This is a genomic window from Shewanella pealeana ATCC 700345 (assembly GCF_000018285.1).
Taxonomy (GTDB): domain Bacteria; phylum Pseudomonadota; class Gammaproteobacteria; order Enterobacterales; family Shewanellaceae; genus Shewanella; species Shewanella pealeana.
In genome coordinates this window covers 2,001,170-2,022,975 of record NC_009901.1, presented here as the reverse complement: position 1 = coordinate 2,022,975, position 21,806 = coordinate 2,001,170, and the positions used below count along the sequence as shown (strand labels likewise).

The 21,806-nt window shown below is 44.1% G+C and carries 16 protein-coding genes; 9 read left to right on the top strand and 7 right to left on the bottom strand.

What is annotated here, in order from left to right; all coding sequences use genetic code 11:
* Positions 1–77: 77 nt before the first annotated feature.
* Positions 78–2,225, top strand: coding sequence for a phosphate acetyltransferase (pta, locus tag SPEA_RS08775; protein WP_012154912.1), 2,148 nt, complete (start codon positions 78–80; stop codon positions 2,223–2,225).
* Positions 2,226–2,854: 629 nt separating this feature from the next.
* On the top strand, positions 2,855–3,319 hold the full coding sequence (locus tag SPEA_RS08770; RefSeq protein WP_012154911.1) for a hypothetical protein: 465 nt from the start codon (positions 2,855–2,857) through the stop codon (positions 3,317–3,319).
* 566 nt (positions 3,320–3,885) lie between these two features.
* On the opposite strand, the gene SPEA_RS08765 is transcribed toward SPEA_RS08770, so the two are convergent.
* Positions 3,886–4,797 (bottom strand): class I SAM-dependent methyltransferase, encoded by a 912-nt coding sequence (locus tag SPEA_RS08765; RefSeq protein ID WP_012154910.1) that lies wholly within the window; start codon positions 4,795–4,797, stop codon positions 3,886–3,888.
* 21 nt (positions 4,798–4,818) lie between these two features.
* Positions 4,819–5,967 carry an AI-2E family transporter gene (locus SPEA_RS08760; RefSeq protein WP_012154909.1) on the bottom strand — a complete coding sequence of 383 codons (1,149 nt, stop codon included), beginning with the start codon at positions 5,965–5,967 and terminating at the stop codon, positions 4,819–4,821.
* Between the two features lie 89 nt (positions 5,968–6,056).
* On the opposite strand from SPEA_RS08760, the gene folX reads away from it, so the two are divergent.
* Positions 6,057–6,428 (top strand): dihydroneopterin triphosphate 2'-epimerase, encoded by a 372-nt coding sequence (gene folX / locus SPEA_RS08755; RefSeq protein ID WP_012154908.1) that lies wholly within the window; start codon positions 6,057–6,059, stop codon positions 6,426–6,428.
* A 61-nt stretch (positions 6,429–6,489) separates the two neighbouring features.
* Positions 6,490–7,395: a TIGR01777 family oxidoreductase gene (locus tag SPEA_RS08750; RefSeq protein ID WP_012154907.1), complete on the top strand. Its 906-nt coding sequence runs from the start codon at positions 6,490–6,492 to the stop codon at positions 7,393–7,395.
* 88 nt (positions 7,396–7,483) lie between these two features.
* Here the strand turns inward: SPEA_RS08750 and SPEA_RS08745 are convergent, their stop codons facing one another.
* Together SPEA_RS08745 and SPEA_RS08740 are read right to left on the bottom strand one after the other, a co-directional pair.
* A complete protein-coding gene (locus tag SPEA_RS08745) occupies positions 7,484–9,937 on the bottom strand; it encodes an ABC transporter permease (RefSeq protein WP_012154906.1) in 2,454 nt (817 codons plus the stop codon).
* Positions 9,928–10,671 carry an ABC transporter ATP-binding protein gene (locus tag SPEA_RS08740; RefSeq protein WP_012154905.1) on the bottom strand — a complete coding sequence of 248 codons (744 nt, stop codon included), beginning with the start codon at positions 10,669–10,671 and terminating at the stop codon, positions 9,928–9,930. The genes SPEA_RS08745 and SPEA_RS08740 overlap by 10 nt, the downstream gene beginning before the upstream one ends.
* Between SPEA_RS08740 and SPEA_RS08735 the strand changes: the two genes are divergently transcribed.
* The 5 genes from SPEA_RS08735 to SPEA_RS08720 all read left to right on the top strand — a co-directional run bounded on the left by SPEA_RS08735 (position 10,652) and on the right by SPEA_RS08720 (position 16,858).
* Positions 10,652–11,281 (top strand): arylesterase, encoded by a 630-nt coding sequence (locus tag SPEA_RS08735; protein ID WP_012154904.1) that lies wholly within the window; start codon positions 10,652–10,654, stop codon positions 11,279–11,281. The two genes, SPEA_RS08740 and SPEA_RS08735, sit on opposite strands and share 20 nt — an antisense overlap.
* Before the next feature lie 136 nt (positions 11,282–11,417).
* A complete protein-coding gene (locus tag SPEA_RS23440) occupies positions 11,418–12,143 on the top strand; it encodes a DUF481 domain-containing protein (RefSeq protein WP_263053343.1) in 726 nt (241 codons plus the stop codon).
* On the top strand, positions 12,076–12,519 hold the full coding sequence (locus SPEA_RS23435) for a DUF481 domain-containing protein (protein ID WP_263053342.1): 444 nt from the start codon (positions 12,076–12,078) through the stop codon (positions 12,517–12,519). The genes SPEA_RS23440 and SPEA_RS23435 overlap by 68 nt, the downstream gene beginning before the upstream one ends.
* A gap of 346 nt (positions 12,520–12,865) precedes the next feature.
* Entirely contained in the window at positions 12,866–15,520 is a 2,655-nt protein-coding gene (locus tag SPEA_RS08725) for a parallel beta-helix domain-containing protein (RefSeq protein ID WP_012154903.1), read from the top strand.
* A gap of 150 nt (positions 15,521–15,670) precedes the next feature.
* A complete protein-coding gene (locus tag SPEA_RS08720) occupies positions 15,671–16,858 on the top strand; it encodes an SO2930 family diheme c-type cytochrome (protein ID WP_012154902.1) in 1,188 nt (395 codons plus the stop codon).
* 17 nt (positions 16,859–16,875) lie between these two features.
* Here SPEA_RS08720 and SPEA_RS08715 read toward each other — a convergent pair whose 3' ends face one another.
* From SPEA_RS08715 to SPEA_RS08705, 3 genes are all read right to left on the bottom strand, one after another.
* On the bottom strand, positions 16,876–17,904 hold the full coding sequence (locus tag SPEA_RS08715) for a helix-turn-helix domain-containing protein (RefSeq protein WP_012154901.1): 1,029 nt from the start codon (positions 17,902–17,904) through the stop codon (positions 16,876–16,878).
* Between the two features lie 230 nt (positions 17,905–18,134).
* Positions 18,135–19,103, bottom strand: a complete 969-nt coding sequence (locus SPEA_RS08710) for a dihydrodipicolinate synthase family protein (protein ID WP_012154900.1) — start codon at positions 19,101–19,103, stop codon at positions 18,135–18,137.
* Positions 19,104–20,040: 937 nt separating this feature from the next.
* Positions 20,041–20,742 carry a hypothetical protein gene (locus SPEA_RS08705; RefSeq protein ID WP_012154899.1) on the bottom strand — a complete coding sequence of 234 codons (702 nt, stop codon included), beginning with the start codon at positions 20,740–20,742 and terminating at the stop codon, positions 20,041–20,043.
* Positions 20,743–21,806 lie beyond the last annotated feature (1,064 nt).

Below are 21,806 nucleotides of genomic sequence, written 5' to 3'. Positions count from 1 at the left end.
TCAGTATTAGCTGCAGTTAGCGCAGTAAAGATTTTAGTCATACTTTGTATGGCATCACCGAGTTTCAAGAGGTCAATATGTCTCGTAACATTATGCTCATTCCAGTGGGTACTGGCGTTGGTTTAACTTCCATCAGCCTAGGTATGGTTCGTGCACTTGAGCGCCATGGCGTTAAAGTACGCTTTTTCAAGCCAATCGCCCAACAACGTCCAAACGACAATGGTCCAGAGCGCTCTACGACAATTTTGAGCAAGTCTCCAACCGTTAATCCACTTGAGCCATTCGAGATGGAACACGCAGAAAAGCTAATTCGTGCTGATCAAACTGACGTGTTGATGGAGCAGATTATTGCTCGCGCTACTGAATGTGCTGATGATACAGAAACTTTGATCGTTGAAGGTTTGGTTCAAACTCGTAACCATCCTTTCTCTAGCGATGTTAACCATGCAATCGCTAAAGCACTTGATGCAGACATCATTTTTGTTGCTACACCTGGCAACGAAAGTGCAACAGCATTAATGAACCGCCTAGAGATTTCTCATAACTCTTGGGGTGGCTCTGAAAACAAACGTCTAATTGGTGCTATCGTCAACAAAATTGGCGCGCCAGTAGATGACGAAGGCCGTGCACGTCCTGATTTATCTGAAGTATTTGATCACGACGAAATGCCACGCCCTGATTCGGCAAGCATGTTCCAGCTGCCAGGTAAGAGCCCACTACGTATTTTAGGTAGCGTGCCTTACAACCTAGACCTTGTTGCACCTCGTGCATCAGATCTAGCTAAGCACTTAAGCGCTAAAATCATCAACGCTGGTGAGATGAACACTCGCCGTATGCGTAAAGTGACTTTCTGTGCACGTAGCATCCCTAATATGGTTACTCATATTAAAACTGACTCACTACTAGTGACTTCAGGCGATCGCTCAGACGTTATCGTATCAGCATGTTTAGCATCAATGAACGGCGTTAAAGTCGGCGCATTGCTACTAACTGGTGGTTATGAGCCTGAGCCACAGATCATGGAGCTTTGTGAACAAGCTTTCGAAACTGGTCTACCTGTATTCTTAATCGATACTAACACTTGGCAGACAGCTTTAAATATCCAGCGTTTCGATCACGAAGTGCCTGTAGATGACGCTGTACGTATTGAACAAGTACAAGAGTTTGTTGCTAGCCATATCGACCAAAACTGGGTTGAAAGCATCACTAAGAACTCACCACGTGAACACCGTTTATCGCCACCAGCATTCCGTTACAAGTTAACTGAACTTGCTCGTGCTGCGCGTAAGACAGTTGTACTACCTGAAGGTGACGAGCCAAGAACTATCGAAGCTGCAGCTATTTGTGCTGAACGTGGTATTGCCCGTTGCGTGCTTTTAGGTAACCGCGAAGAGATCGAACGTATTGCAAGCCAGCAAGGTGTTGTATTAGGCGACGGCGTTGAAATCGTTGATCCTGAAGCATCTCGTAGCCGTTACGTTGAAGCTATGCTTGAGCTACGTCGTGGTAAAGGCCTAACTGAAGTTGTTGCTAAAGAGCAATTAGAAGACAACATGGTACTAGGTACTATGATGCTTGCTCAAGGTGAAGTAGACGGTATTGTTTCTGGTGCGGTTAACACTACAGCTAACACAATTCGTCCACCACTACAGTTAATCAAAACTGCACCAGGTTCAAACTTAGTATCTTCTATCTTCTTCATGCTAATGCCTGATCAAGTATACATTTACGGTGACTGTGCGATTAACCCAGATCCAAGCGCTGAGCAGTTAGCCGATATCGCGATTCAATCTGCAGAATCTGCAATTGCATTCGGTATTGAGCCACGTGTTGCAATGATCAGTTACTCTACAGGTAGTTCAGGTACAGGTTCTGACGTAGATAAAGTACGTGAAGCGACTCGTATTGCTCAAGAAAGACGTCCAGATCTAATGATCGACGGTCCACTACAGTACGATGCGGCAGTGATGCCAAACGTTGCTCGCTCTAAAGCGCCTAACAGCCCTGTAGCTGGTCAAGCGACAGTATTTGTATTCCCAGATCTAAACACGGGTAACACAACATACAAAGCGGTACAGCGTAGTGCTGATTTGATCTCTATTGGTCCTATGCTTCAAGGTATGCGTAAGCCAGTGAACGATCTATCACGCGGCGCGCTAGTAGACGATATCGTCTACACTATCGCTCTAACTGCGATTCAAGCGGCACAAAACGAACAAGCTTAATTAGCCCGTTTGTTTTAATCCTTGAAAAAAAGCCTGCTGACGCAGGCTTTTTTGTATCTGACGACTACGCCTTTAGTTAGCGATAACGACTTCTGCGTTGAATAGCTTCACAAGGGAACAACCATTCTTTTAGCTATTGACGCCACAGTCTCTTCTTATACTGATTGCTATAAATACTCACACAGCTAATCGATTCAAACAGATCTAGCAGAAATTTAGTAACAACAGAAATAAAGGGTTAACTGCTATAACAAAACCAAACTATCGAAAGCAGTAATATCCAAGACACAAGAGCACTAGCAGAGAGTGTACGCTAAATGATCGCTAGATCTTTACCGGGCGTAATATCGAAGGGCTATGGGAGACAAATTTAAGGGGAAACAGCATTACGCAGAAATGTGACAAAAAATAACCAGCAGATTTACTTTTTATATATCAGCAACTTACCCAAGTTAAAAATAGTCGTCAACATACTTGTCCACAGATTCTGTGGATAACCTAAATAAGTTATTCATACAGATATGCCTTAGATCTTTCTCGAGGTCAAGCTTTTCACTCGATCAAAATGAAAATCTTGCGTTAATCTACAATAATCGTGATACTGCATAAAATTCATTATCTTCGATATTATGATTAAATCTGTACTTTTTGCAGCAGTGCTTTTAACGCTAGCCGCTTGTAGCCCCTCAGAACAGCATAGCGATGATACACACAGTTCAGATAAGGTATCACTTCGTTCACCCGAGTTAAGCTCTCTGGGCTTTTTAAACGCCATTTACGTTGATAGGGATGTAGAAAAAGCCAAACTCTATGTCAATGACTCGCTCAAAGAGATCTTAGGCCACTATTATATTGCCTCATCGGTACAGCGCTATGTATTAAACCTATCGATGACAGATGTACAGCTTGAAGTTGATGAAGTTGATATCGATTTCTTTCGTAAGTTTACCGACGATGTGACTGTCATAGTAAAAATTAAAGGACTACGCGGTGGCCAGGATTGGATTGATGATCGGACTATACGCCTACATAAACGCAATGATAAATGGATAATAGTCGAGATCATGCCTGAGAAACGTCAGGTGAACGGTTAATACCAACAGGTATACTCTGCAGTGACGCTTTCAAGCCCCTAACAAAAAATAGCAACCCAAGTGGTTGCTATTTTAGTATTAAAACCAGTATCTACTGGCTTTAAGCGATTTTCCTTAATCTAAAAATGCTTCTTCATCCATCTCAACTGGTAGAGACTCTAACATCTCATCTTGTAGTTGGTAATATGCGCCTTCATATTCCTGAATTTCCATAATGACTCCGGATCTTTGATTAAGGTGTAGGGGACAAAGGCATGTCATCAATAGTGTGACATTTTGCCTTTTTTTAAAACATGCCAATTATGCATTGTCTTTAATGGCGATTATAACAGCTTTGCCAACCGACTTACAAAAAACTTTCAGAATGCGATACAAAAAACAGCTAAAACTCACATAAAACCATGAAATAACCAGTCAAAACGTCATGCAAGATGAAAGACTTTCAGTTTTTAATTCAAAAAAATACTTAACAGGGGCTTTTTAACGTCGAAAAAATATACCAACAAGATAAGCCATAAAAAAGGCCAAACATCATGTTTGGCCTTCAAGAAACTCACTTTAACTAGCTAGCACTGCTTTCGATATCGCAGCACTTTAAGGGCTTTGTTAGGATCCACGTCTGCAAACACAGCTGGATTTTCAAGCTGCTCACAAAACACTAGGCTTGGGCTGTACTCTTTTACCTGATCCATTAAGAACTCGATACTCAACTCTGGCGCATTTAAGCAAAGCAGCATATCGCCGTCATCACTTAACAACTCAGGAAGTCTCTTGAGCAAACGAGCATAATCTTTAGTCGCAACAAAGCTGCCTTTTTGATTGCTTGGTGGATCGGCAATAATCAAATCATAAGGCCCTAACTTTGTCAGCTTACCCCATGATTTAAATATGTCATGACCAAGAAAGCGTGCACCAGCTTTGAAATCGTTGAGTATATGGTTTTGCTTTCCAATAGACAGCGCCCCTTTACTCATGTCGATATTCACAACTTCATCAGCTTTACCTTGCAGTGCTGCAACTGAAAAACCACAAGTATAGGCAAATAGGTTCAGTACTTTCTTCTGGGCACTGTGTTCACGTACCCATTGACGACCGTTTGCCATATCTAGAAATAAGCCGTGGTTTTGACCGCGTAACAAATGCACCTGAAAACAAGCACCATTTTCAGTTACGATATGCTTTACTGGGACTTCACCTTTAAGTATTTCGGTGTGAGTTTCACCGCCACGACGATATTGAAAAACCAGATTGAGCGGCTCATCGCCTCTAAGCTCAAACCAACGCTGCTCAATAGCCGCACATAACGCATCACGCTCTGCACTTTCTAATACCTTAAAACTGGTCAATAGCACCACAGGTGAATACCAATCCAAACACAAGTGTTCACAGCCAGAAAAACGCCCTCCTCGCCCATGAAATAAACGAGTCACGTCTTCAGGAAAATCAACCTGCTTTACTGCTTCAATAAATAACTGCATCAAACTCACTTTTCACTATTTTTACGAATTACTGTCTTGCTGCTCGCTCTCTACTCGAGATTGCTCTAATTGAGAGTTTTCTAGCTGCTTACTCTCCACTGGAGCATTAGCGATAACTTTCGCTACTTGTAACTGTTCTTCAGATACATCGTCTCCAAGTAATACTGCTAACCAACGGCCACCTGAGCTAGATTCTAAGGCGATTTTAACAATCATGGTCAATGGCACCGATAACAACATGCCAACTGATCCTAATAACCAGCCCCAGAAGATTAATGATAGAAATACCACTAAGGTAGACAGGCCTAAGCCTTTACCCATATATCGTGGTTCAACCGCATTGCCCATCACCATATTTGTACCTAAGTACAACAACGCAACCCCACCAGCAGCTCCAGGGCCTAATTGGATAAACGCCAACAGTACCGATGGAATTGCAGCAATAATAGAACCAATATTTGGAATATAGTTAAACAGGAATGCGATAACGCCCCACAACAAGGCATAGTCGACACCGATAAAGTAAAGACCAACACCAATAATAAGGCCCGTAGCTAAGCTGACTAACGTCTTAATCACCATATATTGATTAACAGAATTTAAGAATCGGTCAACCTGCTTTAAGCGCATATCTGGATCGTCTAACGCTAGGTGCATCTTGGTCGAGAATCCATTCGACTCAAATAGGATAAAGACTACGGTCAAAATAATTAAGAACAAGTTTGCCATCACACTACCCACGCCTGACAACATGTTAGTGGTCATCGACAGGGCTACGCCGGGGTCAAAATAAGCCAAAATCTGTTCTTTTGAGATTTGAATATTAAACGCCGCTAGTTTCTCTACAACCCAGGAAAACTGCTCAATTAATTGATCGCGATACAATGGCAGTTGTTTCGAAAATTCATTAATCGAAGTCCCCACCACCGAGGCTAGCCATAACCCCATCAACACGATAAAAACCATCAGCAACAGCACGGCCAGACCACGGGGTGCACGGTGACGCGTCATCCAACTGATCATTGGATTACAGATCACTGCGATAAACACTGACAGTACAAAAGGCACAACAATCGGGCTCGCGGCTTTAATACCCGCTAAAATAACAACAATAAACGCTGAAATAGCGAAGCCTTTAAAGGCTACGCCTTGACTCTCAAATCGTCTCATTACAATAAAATCCTTCTTGATTCACTATAATATTGATAGGGTTATATAAACTGCTTCTAACATACACTGCAATAGGGACATCGTTTTATATGAAACCAGAAATCGCCGTGATCCGTATAAAAAACCTAAGGCTACGCACCTACATTGGGATCAAAGAAGACGAAATACAAAATAAGCAAGATGTCACCATAAATACTGTTATTCATTACTGTGCAGATAAGGCCAGAAACAGTGACAATATGGATGATGCTCTGAATTATCGCACGATTACGAAAAAGATCATTGCTTTAGTTGAAAACAACCGCTTTTCTTTACTTGAAAACCTGACAGGCCAAGTATTGGAGATCGCAAGTGAACATCCGTGGGTTGATTTTGCCAAGGTCGAAATTGACAAGCCATACGCGCTGCGGTTTGCAGATTCTGTCTCACTAGAGCTGTGCTATCAAAAAGCACCGCTTTAACAGTCACAATCTAGCGTGCTGACAGCAAGACCTTTAACTTACATTGTATCTATTTGAGCCTATGAATATATTAATGACTGGCGCCAGTGGATTTATCGGTACACAACTGGTCAGCGCCCTAGCACCTCTACATCAATTAACCATTCTCAGCCGTGATCCGTTGCATGCGTCCATTAAACTGGGCGCTAAGCATCGTTATTTAAATTCATTGGATGAACTCAACGACTTAGATACCTTCGATTCGGTTATTAATTTGGCCGGAGAGCCCATCGCCTCAAAACGCTGGACCGGAAAGCAACGGCTTGCTATCTGCGAAAGTCGTTGGTCGATCACCGAGCAACTCTCTTCACTGATCCTAAAAAGCGCCACACCACCTCATACCCTGATAAGCGCCTCTGCCGTAGGTTATTATGGTAATCAAGAGCAAAACAGTGTCGATGAGAGCTATCAGCCCAGTCGTACTAATAGATCTGAATTTACCCATCAAGTTTGTCATCGCTGGGAAGATGGCGCACTAAAGGCAAAGAGTGAGCAGACCCGAGTATGTATTATTCGTATTGGACTGGTACTTGGCACTCATGGTGGCGCTTTGGCTAAGATGCTCCCGGCATTTAAATTAGGTCTTGGCGGCCCAATTGCCGATGGGATGCAAGGCATGAGTTGGATCCATCAAACCGATCTGGTTAACCTGTTCATCCACCTACTCAATCACCCTGATTGTGAGGGCGTATATAACGGCTGCGCCCCCAATCCAATTAGCAACAGTCTGTTTACCCAAGCCCTTGGCCAGGCACTCAATCGACCGGCTTTTATTCCGGTGCCGGCATTTGCCTTAAAACTCATTCTAGGTGAGATGTCGAGCCTATTAATTGAAGGGCAATATGTCTTGCCTAAACGCACCTTGGCATCGGGATTCGAGTTTAAGTACCCAGAGCTTGAGGCCGCATTCAAACAGTTATTCAGTTAATATTACCCTGCTAAATAAACGGCTGACAGATTAAAAATCAAAAAGGGATAGCTAAGCTATCCCTTTTTGATGACAAGTTAACATTATATTAGTGCGCTTTAAGTAACTCACCACAGGACTTATTTAATAGTTGCCTACAACGCCATATTCCCAGCAAAGCAACCACCAAACCGCCACATAACGGAGCTATCCCCCACCACGGCCAATGCATGTATACATTAAGCTCAAACACCTGAGTCTTTAACAGGTATAGAGTGAACTCCGCGACAACCACCGCTAAAATACCCGCTATGGTCCCTAACAAAGCAAACTCAAGCCCTGTAGCAGCGCGCAGCAGCCATCCAGATGCGCCAAAGGTACGCAATACCGCAAGCTCTCTTTGTCTTGTCGCCATGCCCGCTTCTGTTTGCGCTATCATCACGAGCGCACTCGCCAGCAACACTAAGACCAACACCAGAGACAATGACAGTGAGACTTGATCGATTATTTGCCTGAGCTGACTCACCATCGCGCCGACATCAATGATAGATACAGTCGGAAACTGCTTGATCAAATCCAGAATAAGCCCTCGTTGAGAGTCATCTAAGTGAAAACTCGACATCGAGGTATAGGCAAAGGATGCTAACGCCTCTTTTGTAAAAATCATAAAGAAATTGGGTTGCAATGTTTCCCAGTGCACCGCGCGAATACTGGCAACCTTAACCGTTAGCGATTGGTTATCTATGGTGTAAGTTAAGTTGTCGCCTATCGATAAGCCAAGCCTTTCTGCCACGCCAGACTCTACCGAGACATCAAACTTATCTTGATTAAAGCTGCCCTCTAAGATCTCGTTATTGGGCGGTAAGCTTTCTTGATAGGTTAGGTTAAGCTCACGGGAAATCCCGACTCTCCCCTCTAGCCCATCTTGCTTTTGCGCGCTAGAGATCAACTCCTCACCATTTATCTCGGTTAAACGACCGCGAATGACAGGATAAATAATCGGTGATGATTTCAGGTGAGGCGCCAAGAAGTCTGAAATTGTTTGCGTTTCTTCTGGCGCAATATTAACCAAGAAATAATTTGGCGAGTTTTCAGGTAGCTGCTTTTGCCACTCCTGTAACAAGTCTTGCCTTAGCGCCAAAATCGTCAGCAGCAATACTAAGGCACTACTAAATCCGACCAGTTGTACCGCATTTTGTTTGGCTCGGCGTCTAAGGCCTGCGAGCGCCAGCTGCAAAGGATTAGTGGTTTTCATGCCGACACTATGGCCCAAACGGATCATGAAAAAGCCCAATACACTCAATAACACGCCAAGCAGCAATACCGCTGCAACAACGGTTAAGGTTAATGCCAAGCTTTGTGAATAGAGGTAACCCAGTAGTGCCATAGCACTCAGGCTTAAAATAAGATGCAACCACATGCCTAATTGCAGCCCCTCTAGCTGACGTTGTAACACCCTTAGAGGCGGAATTGCCAACAAGCGCATTAGTGGGTATGCCGAGAACATAAAGGCGCTGATAAAGCCAGTGCCTAAACCAAGCATAATTGGCCGCATAATCGGTGGCGAATATGAAGCTATCTCTGCCGGTAAGAATGCAGTGATCCCCCTATCAAGGGCAAAACCTCCTAACAAGCCAAGCACCACGCCAACGGCGGTAACCAGCAGCAGATGCGTACCAAATAGCACTCGTATCTGCTTCGCCGAAGCGCCAAAGGTTTTCAGCATGGCCACCACGTCATAATGGCGCTGACAGTATCTTTGCGCTGCAATACCTATGGCCGCACAGGCAAGCGCAATACCTAACAGACTGGCTAACAATAAGAATCGCTCTGCACGTTTTACAGCCCCTGCAATTGGCGAGTCCCCAGATTGCACATCGACCCAGCGCTGACTAGTGTTCAGCAGCGGCTTTGCTTGTTGCTCAAATGCCGTTAGCTGCTGGCTATCACCGGTAAACTGGTATCGATAGGTGACGCGGCTTCCAGGCTGGATCACTTGAGTTTGCGCCACATCTTCGATACGCATCAACACCACGGGAGATGACGCAAACGGATTAAAGCCCGCATCAGGAAGGCGAATGATCTCCTGAGATAGAGCAAAGTTAGCATTACCGAGTTCAATCTGCTCGGGGTAACCTAATAGCCCGCCTAAGCGAGTTTCAAACCAAATGGTATTGGCCTTAGGTAAGCCCTGAGCTTTACCGCCACTTAGCTCAATATCCCCCTTGAGTGGGTATCCTTGCTCAACCGCTCTTACTGTGACCAATTGGAATGCATCGCCAGCATAAACCATAGAGTTGAACTGCATGCTGCCAACGCGAGAGAGACCATTTTTGTCTGCTAACTGCAGCACTTGAGGGTTTATCTCATTGGGCGAATCGATAATGCGGTCGGCTGCAATAAACTTAGACGCCTGACCATTAATTGCTAACTGCAAACGCTCGCTGACACTCGCAAGGCCTGTCACCGATAATACCGCCAAGGTAATAGCAAGAATGATCAACAACAGTTGCCCCTGAGATAGTTCCCTCTTAAACAATCGCCAAGCTAAACTTAACTCCATGCGCTAGCCTCTTCTGTTACCTCTGTAGCCGTTTTCAGGTTAAGCGGCTGCTCAGTAAGTTTTTCATTCAAGCGGCCTGAATCCATGATGAATTGGCGCTGACAGCGGCTCGCAAGCTCCATATCATGAGTGACGAGTACTAAAGTCGTATCACTCTCTCGATTCAGCTCAAACAGCATGTCGGCAATCTTATCGCTATTGGCCGAGTCTAGATTCCCTGTCGGCTCATCGGCAAACAGCACCTTAGGCTCGCAAATAAAGGCTCTGGCAATCGCCACTCTTTGCTGCTCACCGCCAGATAACTGATTCGGAAAATGAGTCAGTCGATGACTTAAGCCCACCCGCTCTAGCATGGCCTCGGCCTTTTCTTTCGCCTTAGCCACACCAGCGAGCTCGGCTGGCAGCATCACGTTCTCAAGCGCATTTAATGTATCGACCAACATAAAAGACTGAAAAATAAAGCTCACTTTTTGCTTTCGCAGTGCAGCCTTCGACTCTTCGTTTAACTGTTCTAACGCGACACCATCGAGCTTTATTGAACCACTCGATGGTGAGTCGAGTGCTGCAAGCAATCCGAGCAAGGTCGATTTACCTGAACCGGAAGGTCCAAGGATAGCCACACTCTCGCCATGCTTGACATCCATATTAATGCCGTTGAGGATAGTCAGTTCTCCCTCTTGAGTAACAACTGATTTAACTAGGTGACTTACGGTTATGGCACTATTTTCAGACATAGGATCCTTCTTCGACTTCAAAAACCGACTCGGCGGTTTGCTCTTATTATTGGTTTTCAGCAGTTTTGGGCTGAATGCTGCCCCTATATTAATCCTAGGTGATAGCCTAAGTGCAAGTTATGGCATGCCTGAAGATCAAGGTTGGGTACAACTATTACGAGAAAAAATGCCCGAACACAGCATCATAAATGGTTCGGTGAGCGGTGAAACATCGGCTGGCGGTTTGCGTAGACTACCCGCACTGCTTGATTCTGCGCAGCCTAAGCTGCTATTAGTCGAACTCGGCGGCAACGATGGTTTGCGTGGTTTTCCCCCGAAGCAATTGAAAAACAATCTTACAAAAATTATTGAGCTTGCCAAAGCTCAGCAGATCACAATTTTGCTGAGCGAAATTATGGTGCCACCTAACTATGGCCCAAGATACGCATCGCAAATTAGTACTGTTTATAAAGAACTTGCAGAAGAGCATGGGGTTACCCTGATGCCATTTTTCATGGAGCAAATCGTCACGGATTCAACTTTAATGCAAAGAGATGGCATCCATCCTAATCAAAAAGCGCAACCAGCAATTGCCGAGTTTATGTTGCCATGGTTTGAGCAGGCTTTATAATCATCATTAAATCATTGTACCAATTGTTTAATACTTAACCTGACACGCAAGTTCGTATCTTATTCAAAGCTGATCTCAACATAATAAAGTCAGCCATAGGACAGTTGTAATTCAGGACGATTTAATGGAATAACAGATGCGCTATACACTTATCACCGCGACCTGCCTTGCGGCTATTTACTCTAGTTCTGCATTTTCTGCAGAAGACATCACAACCACACAAGTCACTCCTCAGCAGTCAGTAACACCGGCGGATCTTTATCCACCGGCAGATGTAAAATACGATTGGTTACAACTGACTTCACTGGAACTCTTAAAAGGCGAAATTAAAAACCTTTATGATGATAAGTTAGAGTTTGAAAGTGATGAACTCGATACTCTCTATATCGACTGGGAAGACGTAAAAGTACTACAGAGTAGCCGACTAGTCAGCATAGGTTTCACCGATCTTAGTACTAAAACAGGCCGCCTTCTGGTAGAAAATGGTAAGTCGTATATTAATGGTGAAGAGTTCGATAACTCACAAATCATGACGATTATTGCCGGCGATCAATCGGAAGCCAACTATTGGTCGAGTAAGATAACTTTAGGTGCCAATTTTCGCAGTGGTAATACAGATCAAATCGATTATAGCGCACTGGCCAAAACCATTCGCCGCACCACAGAGTCGCGTTTTAACCTAGATTATATCGGTAACTACTCTAAGACCGATGGCGAAAACCGCATCAATAATCACCGTATCAACACTAACTTTGACTGGTTTATTTCAAAGCAATTCTACCTAAGACCTGTGTTTGCTGAGATCTATAAAGATCCCTTCTCAAACATCGATTATCGAACCACACTCGGTTCTCGGTTATAACATCATAGATAACTCCAAAACCGAATGGAGTATCAGTGGCGGTCCTGCATATACCTACACGCGTTTTGATGAAGTAGCTGAGGGCGAGAAAATTGATGATGGTAGTGCCGCCATGGTAATTGAAACGGTTTATGATACCGAGATCACCAGCGATATCGATTTCAACACCCTATACCGTATCCAGTATGGTAATGAAAAATCGGGTGGCTACACTCATCATGCTATTGCAACGCTAGAGATAGAGTTAACCAGCATGTTTGACCTAGACCTTTCTGTAGTTTGGGACCGCATCAATAATCCACAGCCAGACTCTAGCGGCTTTATGCCTAAGCAAGACGATTATCAGTTTATAGTCGGTTTTGGTATCGATCTATAATTTCGTTGCTTCACCTTAAGTTTAAACACAGGTAAGCAAAGCTTAAACGTCAAACAAGATCCCTGCTATGAGCCATGGCAGGGATTTTTTTTTGCCCACTATACCAGTCACTAGTCGGTAAATTGTTGAAGTGATTTTTTAGTTCTCTACATTTCCATACGCGCGTTTTAATGTGACTTTGTTCACATTATTTTTCAGTAGTTAAGCCATTCCACTTCGTTTAATCCGTCCAAAAAAAACAATTGATAACACAATGTTAATGAATTGTTGTCCACATTTCACATTGCTTATCTTGTACGCCAGTGCAATCTAGTAGTCGCATAATAAAAATAATTTTGGAGACGCTATGCTCAACAAGAAACCTTCATGGCTTATGCCTACCTTGATAGCCAGTGCTGTAGCAATAAGCCTAGGAGCTTGTTCATCAGACGATGACGAACCCAACGTAGTCGAAGATGACACTGCTGTTGTCGCACCGACGCCAGAACCCGGCCCTACCTTCCCTGATGGTGCCATCATGATTGAAGCGGGTGAAAACTTAACCATACGTATTCAAGAAGCCTTGATCAACGCACAGAGTGACGATGTCATTGTGCTGCCAAAAGGTAACTTTGAAATTGCATCGACACTCCTATTTGATGGCGATGTAGACGGCGACGGCAGTTACGCAAAAAACGTGACTATCATGGGCTACGGCATGGAAGAGACGGTTCTAGACTTCTCTAAAGCTAACTCGGGCGACGGTATTTTTGTTCAGAACGCGCTCAACATTATCATTCAAGACCTGTCGGTAAATGAAGCCAAGAACAACGGCATTAAGCTTAAAAACACCAACGGCATCATCCTTCGCCGCCTAGCGACTGTTTGGGAAGGTGAGCTGGATGAAGGCAACGGTGCATACGGCCTCTACCCGGTAGAATGTGAAAACATTCTTATCGAAGACACCTATGTTCGTGGTAGTGCCGATGCAGGTATTTACGTGGGTCAATCCGAATATATTGTGGTGCGTCGCAATATCGCTAAAGAAAACGTTGCTGGTATTGAGATTGAAAACTCAAAATACGCCGATGTCTATGACAACGAAGCCATGGGCAATACCGGTGGTATTTTGGTATTCGATTTACCTATTGGTAACCACAGATACGGCTCGAGCGTACGTATATTCAATAACAAGATCTTTGACAACAATACTAAAAACTTTGCTAACGCTTCAGCCAACCCAGCTGGGGTTCATATTGTTCCGCCCGGAACCGGTATGATTATCCTCTCGACCGATGACGTGGAGATCTTCAACAACGAGATAACCAACCACGATACCATGGGTGTAACTATCTCAAGTTTCTTCATCGCCGAACCTGATATCTCAACCTTTGTCGCCAACTATGGCCAGCCAGGTCAACCCATCGAAGATGGCTGGCGTCCAACCCCACGCAATATCTATATTCACGATAATGTGATTGAAGGCTATGGCCAAAAGCCAAACGGTTATCTTATCGATGATATTATCAAAGGCTACCTGTTTACCCACGGTCAGTTCCCTGGAGTACTTTACGATGGCTTAGGTGAACTACTTTCTAACAATGGTACTGCGGCTTATTTAGGGCTTAAAGAACTGCCATTTGCAGCAGATGGTAGCGATAATATCTGTGCCAGCAATAATGGTGATGTCTCGTTTGGACGTTTATACGCAAATGACAATACCGATATGGCCAGCCCTGAATTTCTATTTGAGAAAACCCAAAGCGACATCATGGATTGCCAGCAGGTGAGTCTGCCTGTACATACCGTGACCTTTGGAGAGCAAATCTTCGGTTGTGGCGTCGATGACGAAACCGAAGGCTGTGATGGCGGTAATCAAGTTGGCGGCGGTGGCAGCATCGGCGAAAACGAAGGTGGCCTAGATGGTGATGGCGATCTTAGTCTGTGTATGGCCGAGGGCTCTAATGCCTCTTGGGACGCATTACTAAAAGCCAACTGCCCTAACCTGTCTGACTACAATCTATTCGCTGACATGAAGAACCCTGCGGATGCGCCCAACTCGGGCGGTATGCCTTACGATATGAATACCCAGCTATTTACCGATTATTCGAGTAAGTATCGCTATGTATTTGTACCTGAAGGTCAAAAAGCCAGCTACTCAGAGCACGAGTCATTCGAGTTCCCTGTAGGTAGCGTTATCGTCAAGTCTTTCGCTCTACCAGCTGACACCAACAAACGTGGCATTGCGAACGAAGAACTGGTTGAAACTCGCCTATTGATCAAGCGTGAAACCGGATGGACTGCCCTCCCCTATGTCTGGAATGCCGAAAAATCTGACGCTGTACTAGCTAAAGCTGGAGCTATCCAAGGTAAAAGCGTCATGCACAATGGCACAGACATGGAGTTTGACTATGTCGTACCAAGCATGAACCAGTGTAAACAGTGCCATCAGTTGAAAGCCGATGCTGACAGCCCTGCTAAGTTCGCCCCTATCGGCACTAAGGCTCGTAACCTCAATAAGGATTACACCTATAGTGATGGCACCATGAACCAGCTACTAAAGTGGCAAGCAGCTGGCATATTGCAAGGCGTACCAGAGCTAGCAAATGTTGATGCAGTACCAGCCTATAACGATGGCGATGAGATCAACCTTGCCGCAATGTCTGACACTGAACTGATGAACACGGCTAAGGGATACTTAGACATCAACTGTGCCCATTGTCACCGTCCTGAAGGTAATGCCTCTAACACAGGTTTGAAACTTGAGTACTGGAGAGCCTACGATGAAGATGCGGGTCTATCTCACGGTACCTGTAAGTCTCCCGTCGCTTATGGCGGTGGATCACTTGGCTACGATATCGTACCGGGTAAGCCTGAGGAGTCGATTCTGCACTTTAGAATGGAGACAAATGATCCAGGTGACAGAATGCCAGAGATTGGTCGTAGCTTATCTCACGCAGAGGGTGTCGCCCTTATCAACGAGTGGATTAAGCGCCTACCTCAAGCAAGCTGCTCTAACTAGCATGCAAAGCTAATTTGCACTGCTAATTTGCACAGCTAGTATCAAAAACTAAGAGCCATAAACGCTCTTATCGATAAAAAGGCCGGGGACTCCCGGCCTTTTTCTAACTCTAGAATCAATTCAAATTGGTATAACAGCCGTAGGTGATGTATGCGTAAACTAACTCTACTTATGCTACTTATGTCGTTAATTAGCTGTGGTGGCTCAGATGAACAAGCTGACACAGCTGTTCAAGGCGAAGTGCCGAGCGTGACTCCTGATCCCACTCCTGACCCAACACCCGATCCGAGCTCCGCCTGCGAAGCGAGCACCAGCGAGGTAAACTGGGACGCCTTAATGAATGAGGATTGTGAGTCATTGGCCCAGTATGGTCTGTTTGTCGACTCAAGCATTCCAACTAGCTCTCCCATTTTACCTGGAGTCCCGTATCAATTATCGACTCAACTCTTCTCTAACTACGCCAGTAAACACCGCTTCATCTATGTGCCTGAAGGCAAAAGCCTTAGCTATAACGCCACAGAGACGTTCGATATGCCAGTGGGGACGGTATTAGTCAAAACCTTTTCCCTGCCTTTCGATACACAGGTAACGGGTGCTGGTAATGAAGTATTAATTGAAACACGACTACTGATCCACCGAGAGGCAGGCTGGACGACGCTGCCTTACATCTGGCAAGACGGCGAAGCGACTCTTCAACAAGCTGGTATGGATATAGCTCATACCCTTAACCACAAAGGCGAGAGCCAAAGTTTTGCTTACCATGTTCCGAGTCGAGCCGAATGTAAGCTCTGTCATCAAACGGGTGGTGATAATAGCAGTAGTATTGATCCCATTGGCTTAAAGGCTCACCTACTCAATAGACCTGTGTCTTATCGAGGCAGTGAGATTAATCAGCTAATGTTATGGCAACAACTCGGTCTGCTCACGGACCTGCCTGAGCTTGCACAAGTTGGCAAAGCCTATGATATATTTGATGAGTCTGCACCATTAACAATCAGGGCAAAAGGATATTTAGATATTAACTGCGCCCATTGCCATAACCCACAAGGTTTTGCCAGCATTTCAGGATTAAGGCTGGGATTTTACGTGGACCATACCAGCTTCGAGTATGGTATTTGTAAGCAGCCGCCGGGGTGGGATGGCGGCGCAAAGGGTTTGTCCTATGACATTATTCCCGCAGATGGTGAACACTCTATTGTGGTTTACAGGCAAGAGCTCAATGAGCCTAAAGATAGAATGCCGCCAATAGGCCGTAGCATAGCTCATACAGACGCTGTAGCACTCATAGAGCTGTGGATTGATGAAATGGCGCCTGAGCTTGGTAATTGTCAGCAATAAAGTAATGACTGCGCCCTTTAATTCGTTAAAGGGCGATTAAGCCTATGAAAGTGTCCGGGGGGATGACCAATCCAATGCTTAAAGCTCTGTCTAAAATGGCTAACATCGCCAAACCCCATGAGATCGGAAATTTCATCGATTGAATAGTCGCTAGTTAGAATCAAGTCAATCGCCATCTGACAGCGCACTTGGTCCACCAGTTTCTGGTAGCTGGTGTTGGCAGCGGCCAATCTACGCCTTAAGGTTCTAGCGCTAATATTTTGCAAGCCAGCCATCTCCTCCATGTTTGGTAATGCAGGGGCTTGCTGTCGTAGAATCGCCAATAGCTCTGCAATATAGGAGCGTGAGTTATCAATACAACGCTCGCCCTGCTCAGCAACAAACTCAAAGGTAATGGGTAGCGCTAGGTAGCGGTGTTCAATCGACCACTCGAAAAATTCCGCATCAAATACGATCTCAGTTCCCGACTGCGCCGTTAAAAATTTAGCTTCACGATAAGGCTCAGCAAGGGCGAGATGTGAGACGCTTATCGCCTCACCTGTCAGCTCCTTAGCAAAGGCTAACAGTGAACAGACACTATGCTGAAATTGGCAGCTGTATCGCTCGATATCGACACGATTGGTGTTTAACCATCTGACGTGCAAACAGCCATCATTATTTCTAAGTAGGGTATCAGAAAAACTGCCAACCAATTCTGGGTGAGAAACGGCAAACTGCAAACATTCACCTAACGTCTTAAATTGGGCTAAATGGGGCAACAAGGGTTCGAGATCGTTAACCTTATAAGCCGATGCGGCCTTGGCCGCCACTTCAGCATCTTGAGTTAAGTTACGAATGTAACTCATGGCATAATCAACCTGCCACACATACACATGTTGACTCAGCATGAGCTCTGCTTCACCGATTCCAATATCAGTATAAAGCTGCTCAACAAGCTCATGAGAAAAATACAACTTAAGGTAACCTATGAGGTTTTTCAGTTCATAGGCTGGATAGGATTGGTCGCCGACTCTCATATGCGGTTTATAGCTACAGGCTTGTTGCATTACACTCAATAACAGTTGAAAGGTGACAATATTTTTAGCGGATCTAAATAAGAATTAATAGCCTTTTATGAAATTAAGCTTAAAAAACATGCTTACCTTCGAATGAAGGCTAGAAGAATTAAAAAGGAATATCTTGAAAGCCACTCTAAATTAAGCACGCTTTTAAATTCCGAAGGCAAACAAAAAAGCCCCGTAAAACGGAGCTTTCTCTTTTTGAAGATTTGAAAGGATTAGTCAGCTAAACCCAGAACTTCAAGTCTTTCTTTCGCTAGAAGATATCTTGCGCGGACATCATCAATTTGCTCTTGAGTTAACTTCTTACCAAGGGTACGAAGACCGCCATCAGCGTCATTGTGGTGAATTCCAAAAGCAAACTTAAGATATTCCATAAGCAATGGCTGAGCATCAAGATAGGATATAGAATTCATAGCCTGAGAAATTTTGTTTGCCTCAGCCCATTCTCCATTATTAACATACTCTTGCATAGATACACTGGCTTTTGGGAATACACAACCTACGCCTGTAATGCCACCGCATGCTCCAGCAAGTCCTGCATGTACAGTTACAGTGTCAACACCTGCCAGAATTTTTAAATCTTTGTTCTCTAACATCAGCGTTTCAATAGTTGAAACATCTGTCGTCGATATTTTAAGAGCCGTAACTTCAGGTAGAGCAGCAAGTTTTCTAAGAATATCTGTTGAAAGCGCATGATATCCGGCTGCATCAGGGTTGTTATAAGGCATAATTGTTATGCCAGCCTCTTTTGCAGCTATTGCAGAAAGCTCATAGTACGCGTACATGTCTTCATCAGAAGGAGCTTCCTTAGTTTTTGGTGGCATCACCATCACGGTATCCACGCCAACCGTCGCAAGTTCTGTAACGATTTTGGCAAGATCTTCTTTAGTTTCTGCCGCAGCGCCACTGATTAATGGAACATTATATTGTTTAGCAACATCAGAAAGGGCTTTAAGTAAAGAAAGACGCTGATCAGAGCTTAGGTAGCTATTCTCACCTAGAGTGCCAGAGCCAACAAGCCCCCCCATTCTGCTTCCGCCCTTGCCTTGCACGTTTAAAATATCTGCAGCGTATTTTTGGGTTGCTTCAAGGTCTATTTCAACGGCACCGGATTCTGACTCTTTTAGCCATGTAAACACGGCCGGCATAACCGTATAGCGCCAATCTGTGTTATTTGTTTCCATCATATTACCTTTTTATTAAAAATTACATCACATAGAACTCATTGTATAAAATATACCAAATAAACCGCATAAGTTAAACCCCTTCGGCAAACCTAGGGCCTTATTGGTAACAAACAATATGCGAATATGTTCCTTCATTCGATGCCGAACAGGGCTTTAAACATGGATGTTGTTTCGTCATGTCCGAGTTTCCATGCTTCTCGTTCCTAACATAAGGCTTCACTTTACCCACAGGTAAGCCCTAATTTCTTAGCCACTGAATTGTTTACATATTCAGCTACAGGCTAACTCTACCACGAAGCGCTAGACTTTCACTAAGTACAACAAGGTGAGTTAGCCTTCGAATGAAGGCTGATTACATTTTTTCTGAGCTGTGGCTACGGGGAAGTGTGTTCTACATTTTCGCTTCATGGTTGCTAATCGCCTCCAGCGGGGGATGTGCAGACACTTCTGAAGCACGCCGCTAGTACGTCTAACCTCCATGGACGGAGGGAATGCCAAATTCAGTATGGAACTGAACTGGCCTTGTAGGCTCAACGAAAACAAACAACATCCGTGTTTAAAGGCCAGTTCGGCATCCTGCCTCTCGTTCGAAAGCTTGATAACTTCGTTATCTCTCACCCTGTTTTCGACGGCTTCAGCTGTATCTACACTAGGTAATTGGTGTACTTATTTGGATTTGTATTGTCTGGTACCTAACACGGAAATGCCCCCATTACGTGTTACTGGCGATAAGTACTACTGATAAGTAAAAAGGCAGTTGACCTACTTTTACTAATCGATAAATGACAATTGCTGATTATTTTTGGTTAGGCATAAATACCCGCTTTTCACCTTTTCACACTCGTCTGAAACTTACTTAGCTGTTAAGAGATCGAATATTTGAGGGCTTTGTTCGTTAATTCAATTTAGGAAACAAAGCCGCAATATGCTGTTGTTAAGTTAATGCTAAATATGCATTTCTACGTTGCTGAGCGGTTTTACTTAGCCTAACCCAGCGAAATAAGAACATGATGTTCAGTTTAGTAATTCCACTGACTGTTGCAAGAACGAATAACGGCCAACCATCGCTCAATCCCATGCTGAGAGCAAAAGCTATAGTTGAGATATCCATCATTAGAATGAATTGACTCATTCTTAGATCGACAGCTCCTGTTTGTCCTGAGCGAGCAATCAACATAATCTGGTGATAATAGCCTTGAGCAATTAGCAAGGTGACAACAACAATTAGGCTACTTGAAATTAATTTGCTTTCGTCGGTATAAATGTTACCAAAGCTAAGCCCTAAACTACCTAGAATGAAGATCGCTATAGCAACTGATAAACAAGCTGTAGATGACTTATTTTTTCGGTCTTGCCAAATTTCAAATAATATAAGACCCACTAGTAATGATGCTATAAGCCGAGGCCAAACGATATAATGGTTAAATGGTTCGATACTATACCCGTAGATGAAAAACGAAAAGTAGGCCAAAAAACTTACCGAGAATTGATTTAAAGATAGTAGTTCAGAACTATTATCTTTTGTTTCTAGATCCTTCTTTCTCTTCCATATTTTTTGTAGTTGAGAAAATACACCGATTAAGCTAATGAGTATAAAGATTGTGTTCAAAAAACCAAGCGTGCTGTATAAATTCATAAAGTTCCCTTTTGTTGTTTTGTCGACAACCTTACGTTGGGCTAGCCTTTTTGTCACATAAATACTATGAATTCCCACTATAATGTCGACAATAAGTGGTTGGGTGGAGTTTATTAGCTTCTGAGAATTCATGGGGGAAGCCGAGGCTATATGCTGAGTTAAGTTATGTTTTAGCTTCAGTTTTTTTGCATAAAAATTACGTTCTTTCGGTGCTTCAACAATTGACGATAATTATATAGATTGGCGTTGATTGAGGCCTAACAAATCGCACATCCAAAGTTAGTTAGCCTTCGATGAAGGTAGGTTATTTTTTCCTTGGGCTACGATGAAGCTATTTCTGCTTGCTAGCTTAATAGCTATCACTCGCCTCCACCGGGCATGTGCAGACGTTGCTTTGGTTCATGAAAGAATAACTCCAGTAAGCTCTGGAATGAAATCTGATGTGAACTGATTCATAAATTCCGTAGTGACGTGGATGTCATTGCACGGCTCTATCATCGAAGCCCGCGTGCGTAATTGGTGTTTTAGCTTAGACATACTGGTTCTATTGCTAAATTGGAAATGCCCCAAAGTGTGTTTAGCTAACGCTTAAATTTAACGTTAACTTCATTTTTTACAAAGCACTAATCTCACCACGGAGTGCTGTGCTTTCACCAAGTTCACGGAGGTAAAGATGAAGAGCTTTACAGGCCTCGATGTTGATCTTCTCCGTGATCTCCGTGTCCTCTGTGGTGAATAGCTTTTGCCCCAAAGTTGGTTAGCCTTCGAATGAAGGCTGATTACATTTATCTTTGTGCTTGTTGCTACGGGGGAGTGTGTTCTACATTTTCGCTTCATGGTTATCAATCGCCTCCAGCGAGGTATGTGCAGTCACTTCTGCGAGACGCTGCACTTCTTTATAACGGAAAGGTTCCCTGTAAACTCTGCGATGACAAACAATATCCGTGTTTAAAGGCCAGTTCGGCATCCAGCCTCTCGTTCGAAAGCTTGATAACTTCGTTATCACTCACCCTGAAATCGAAGCCCGCAGCCGTATCTTATGTGGACTCCCCTGTGTCAACAAC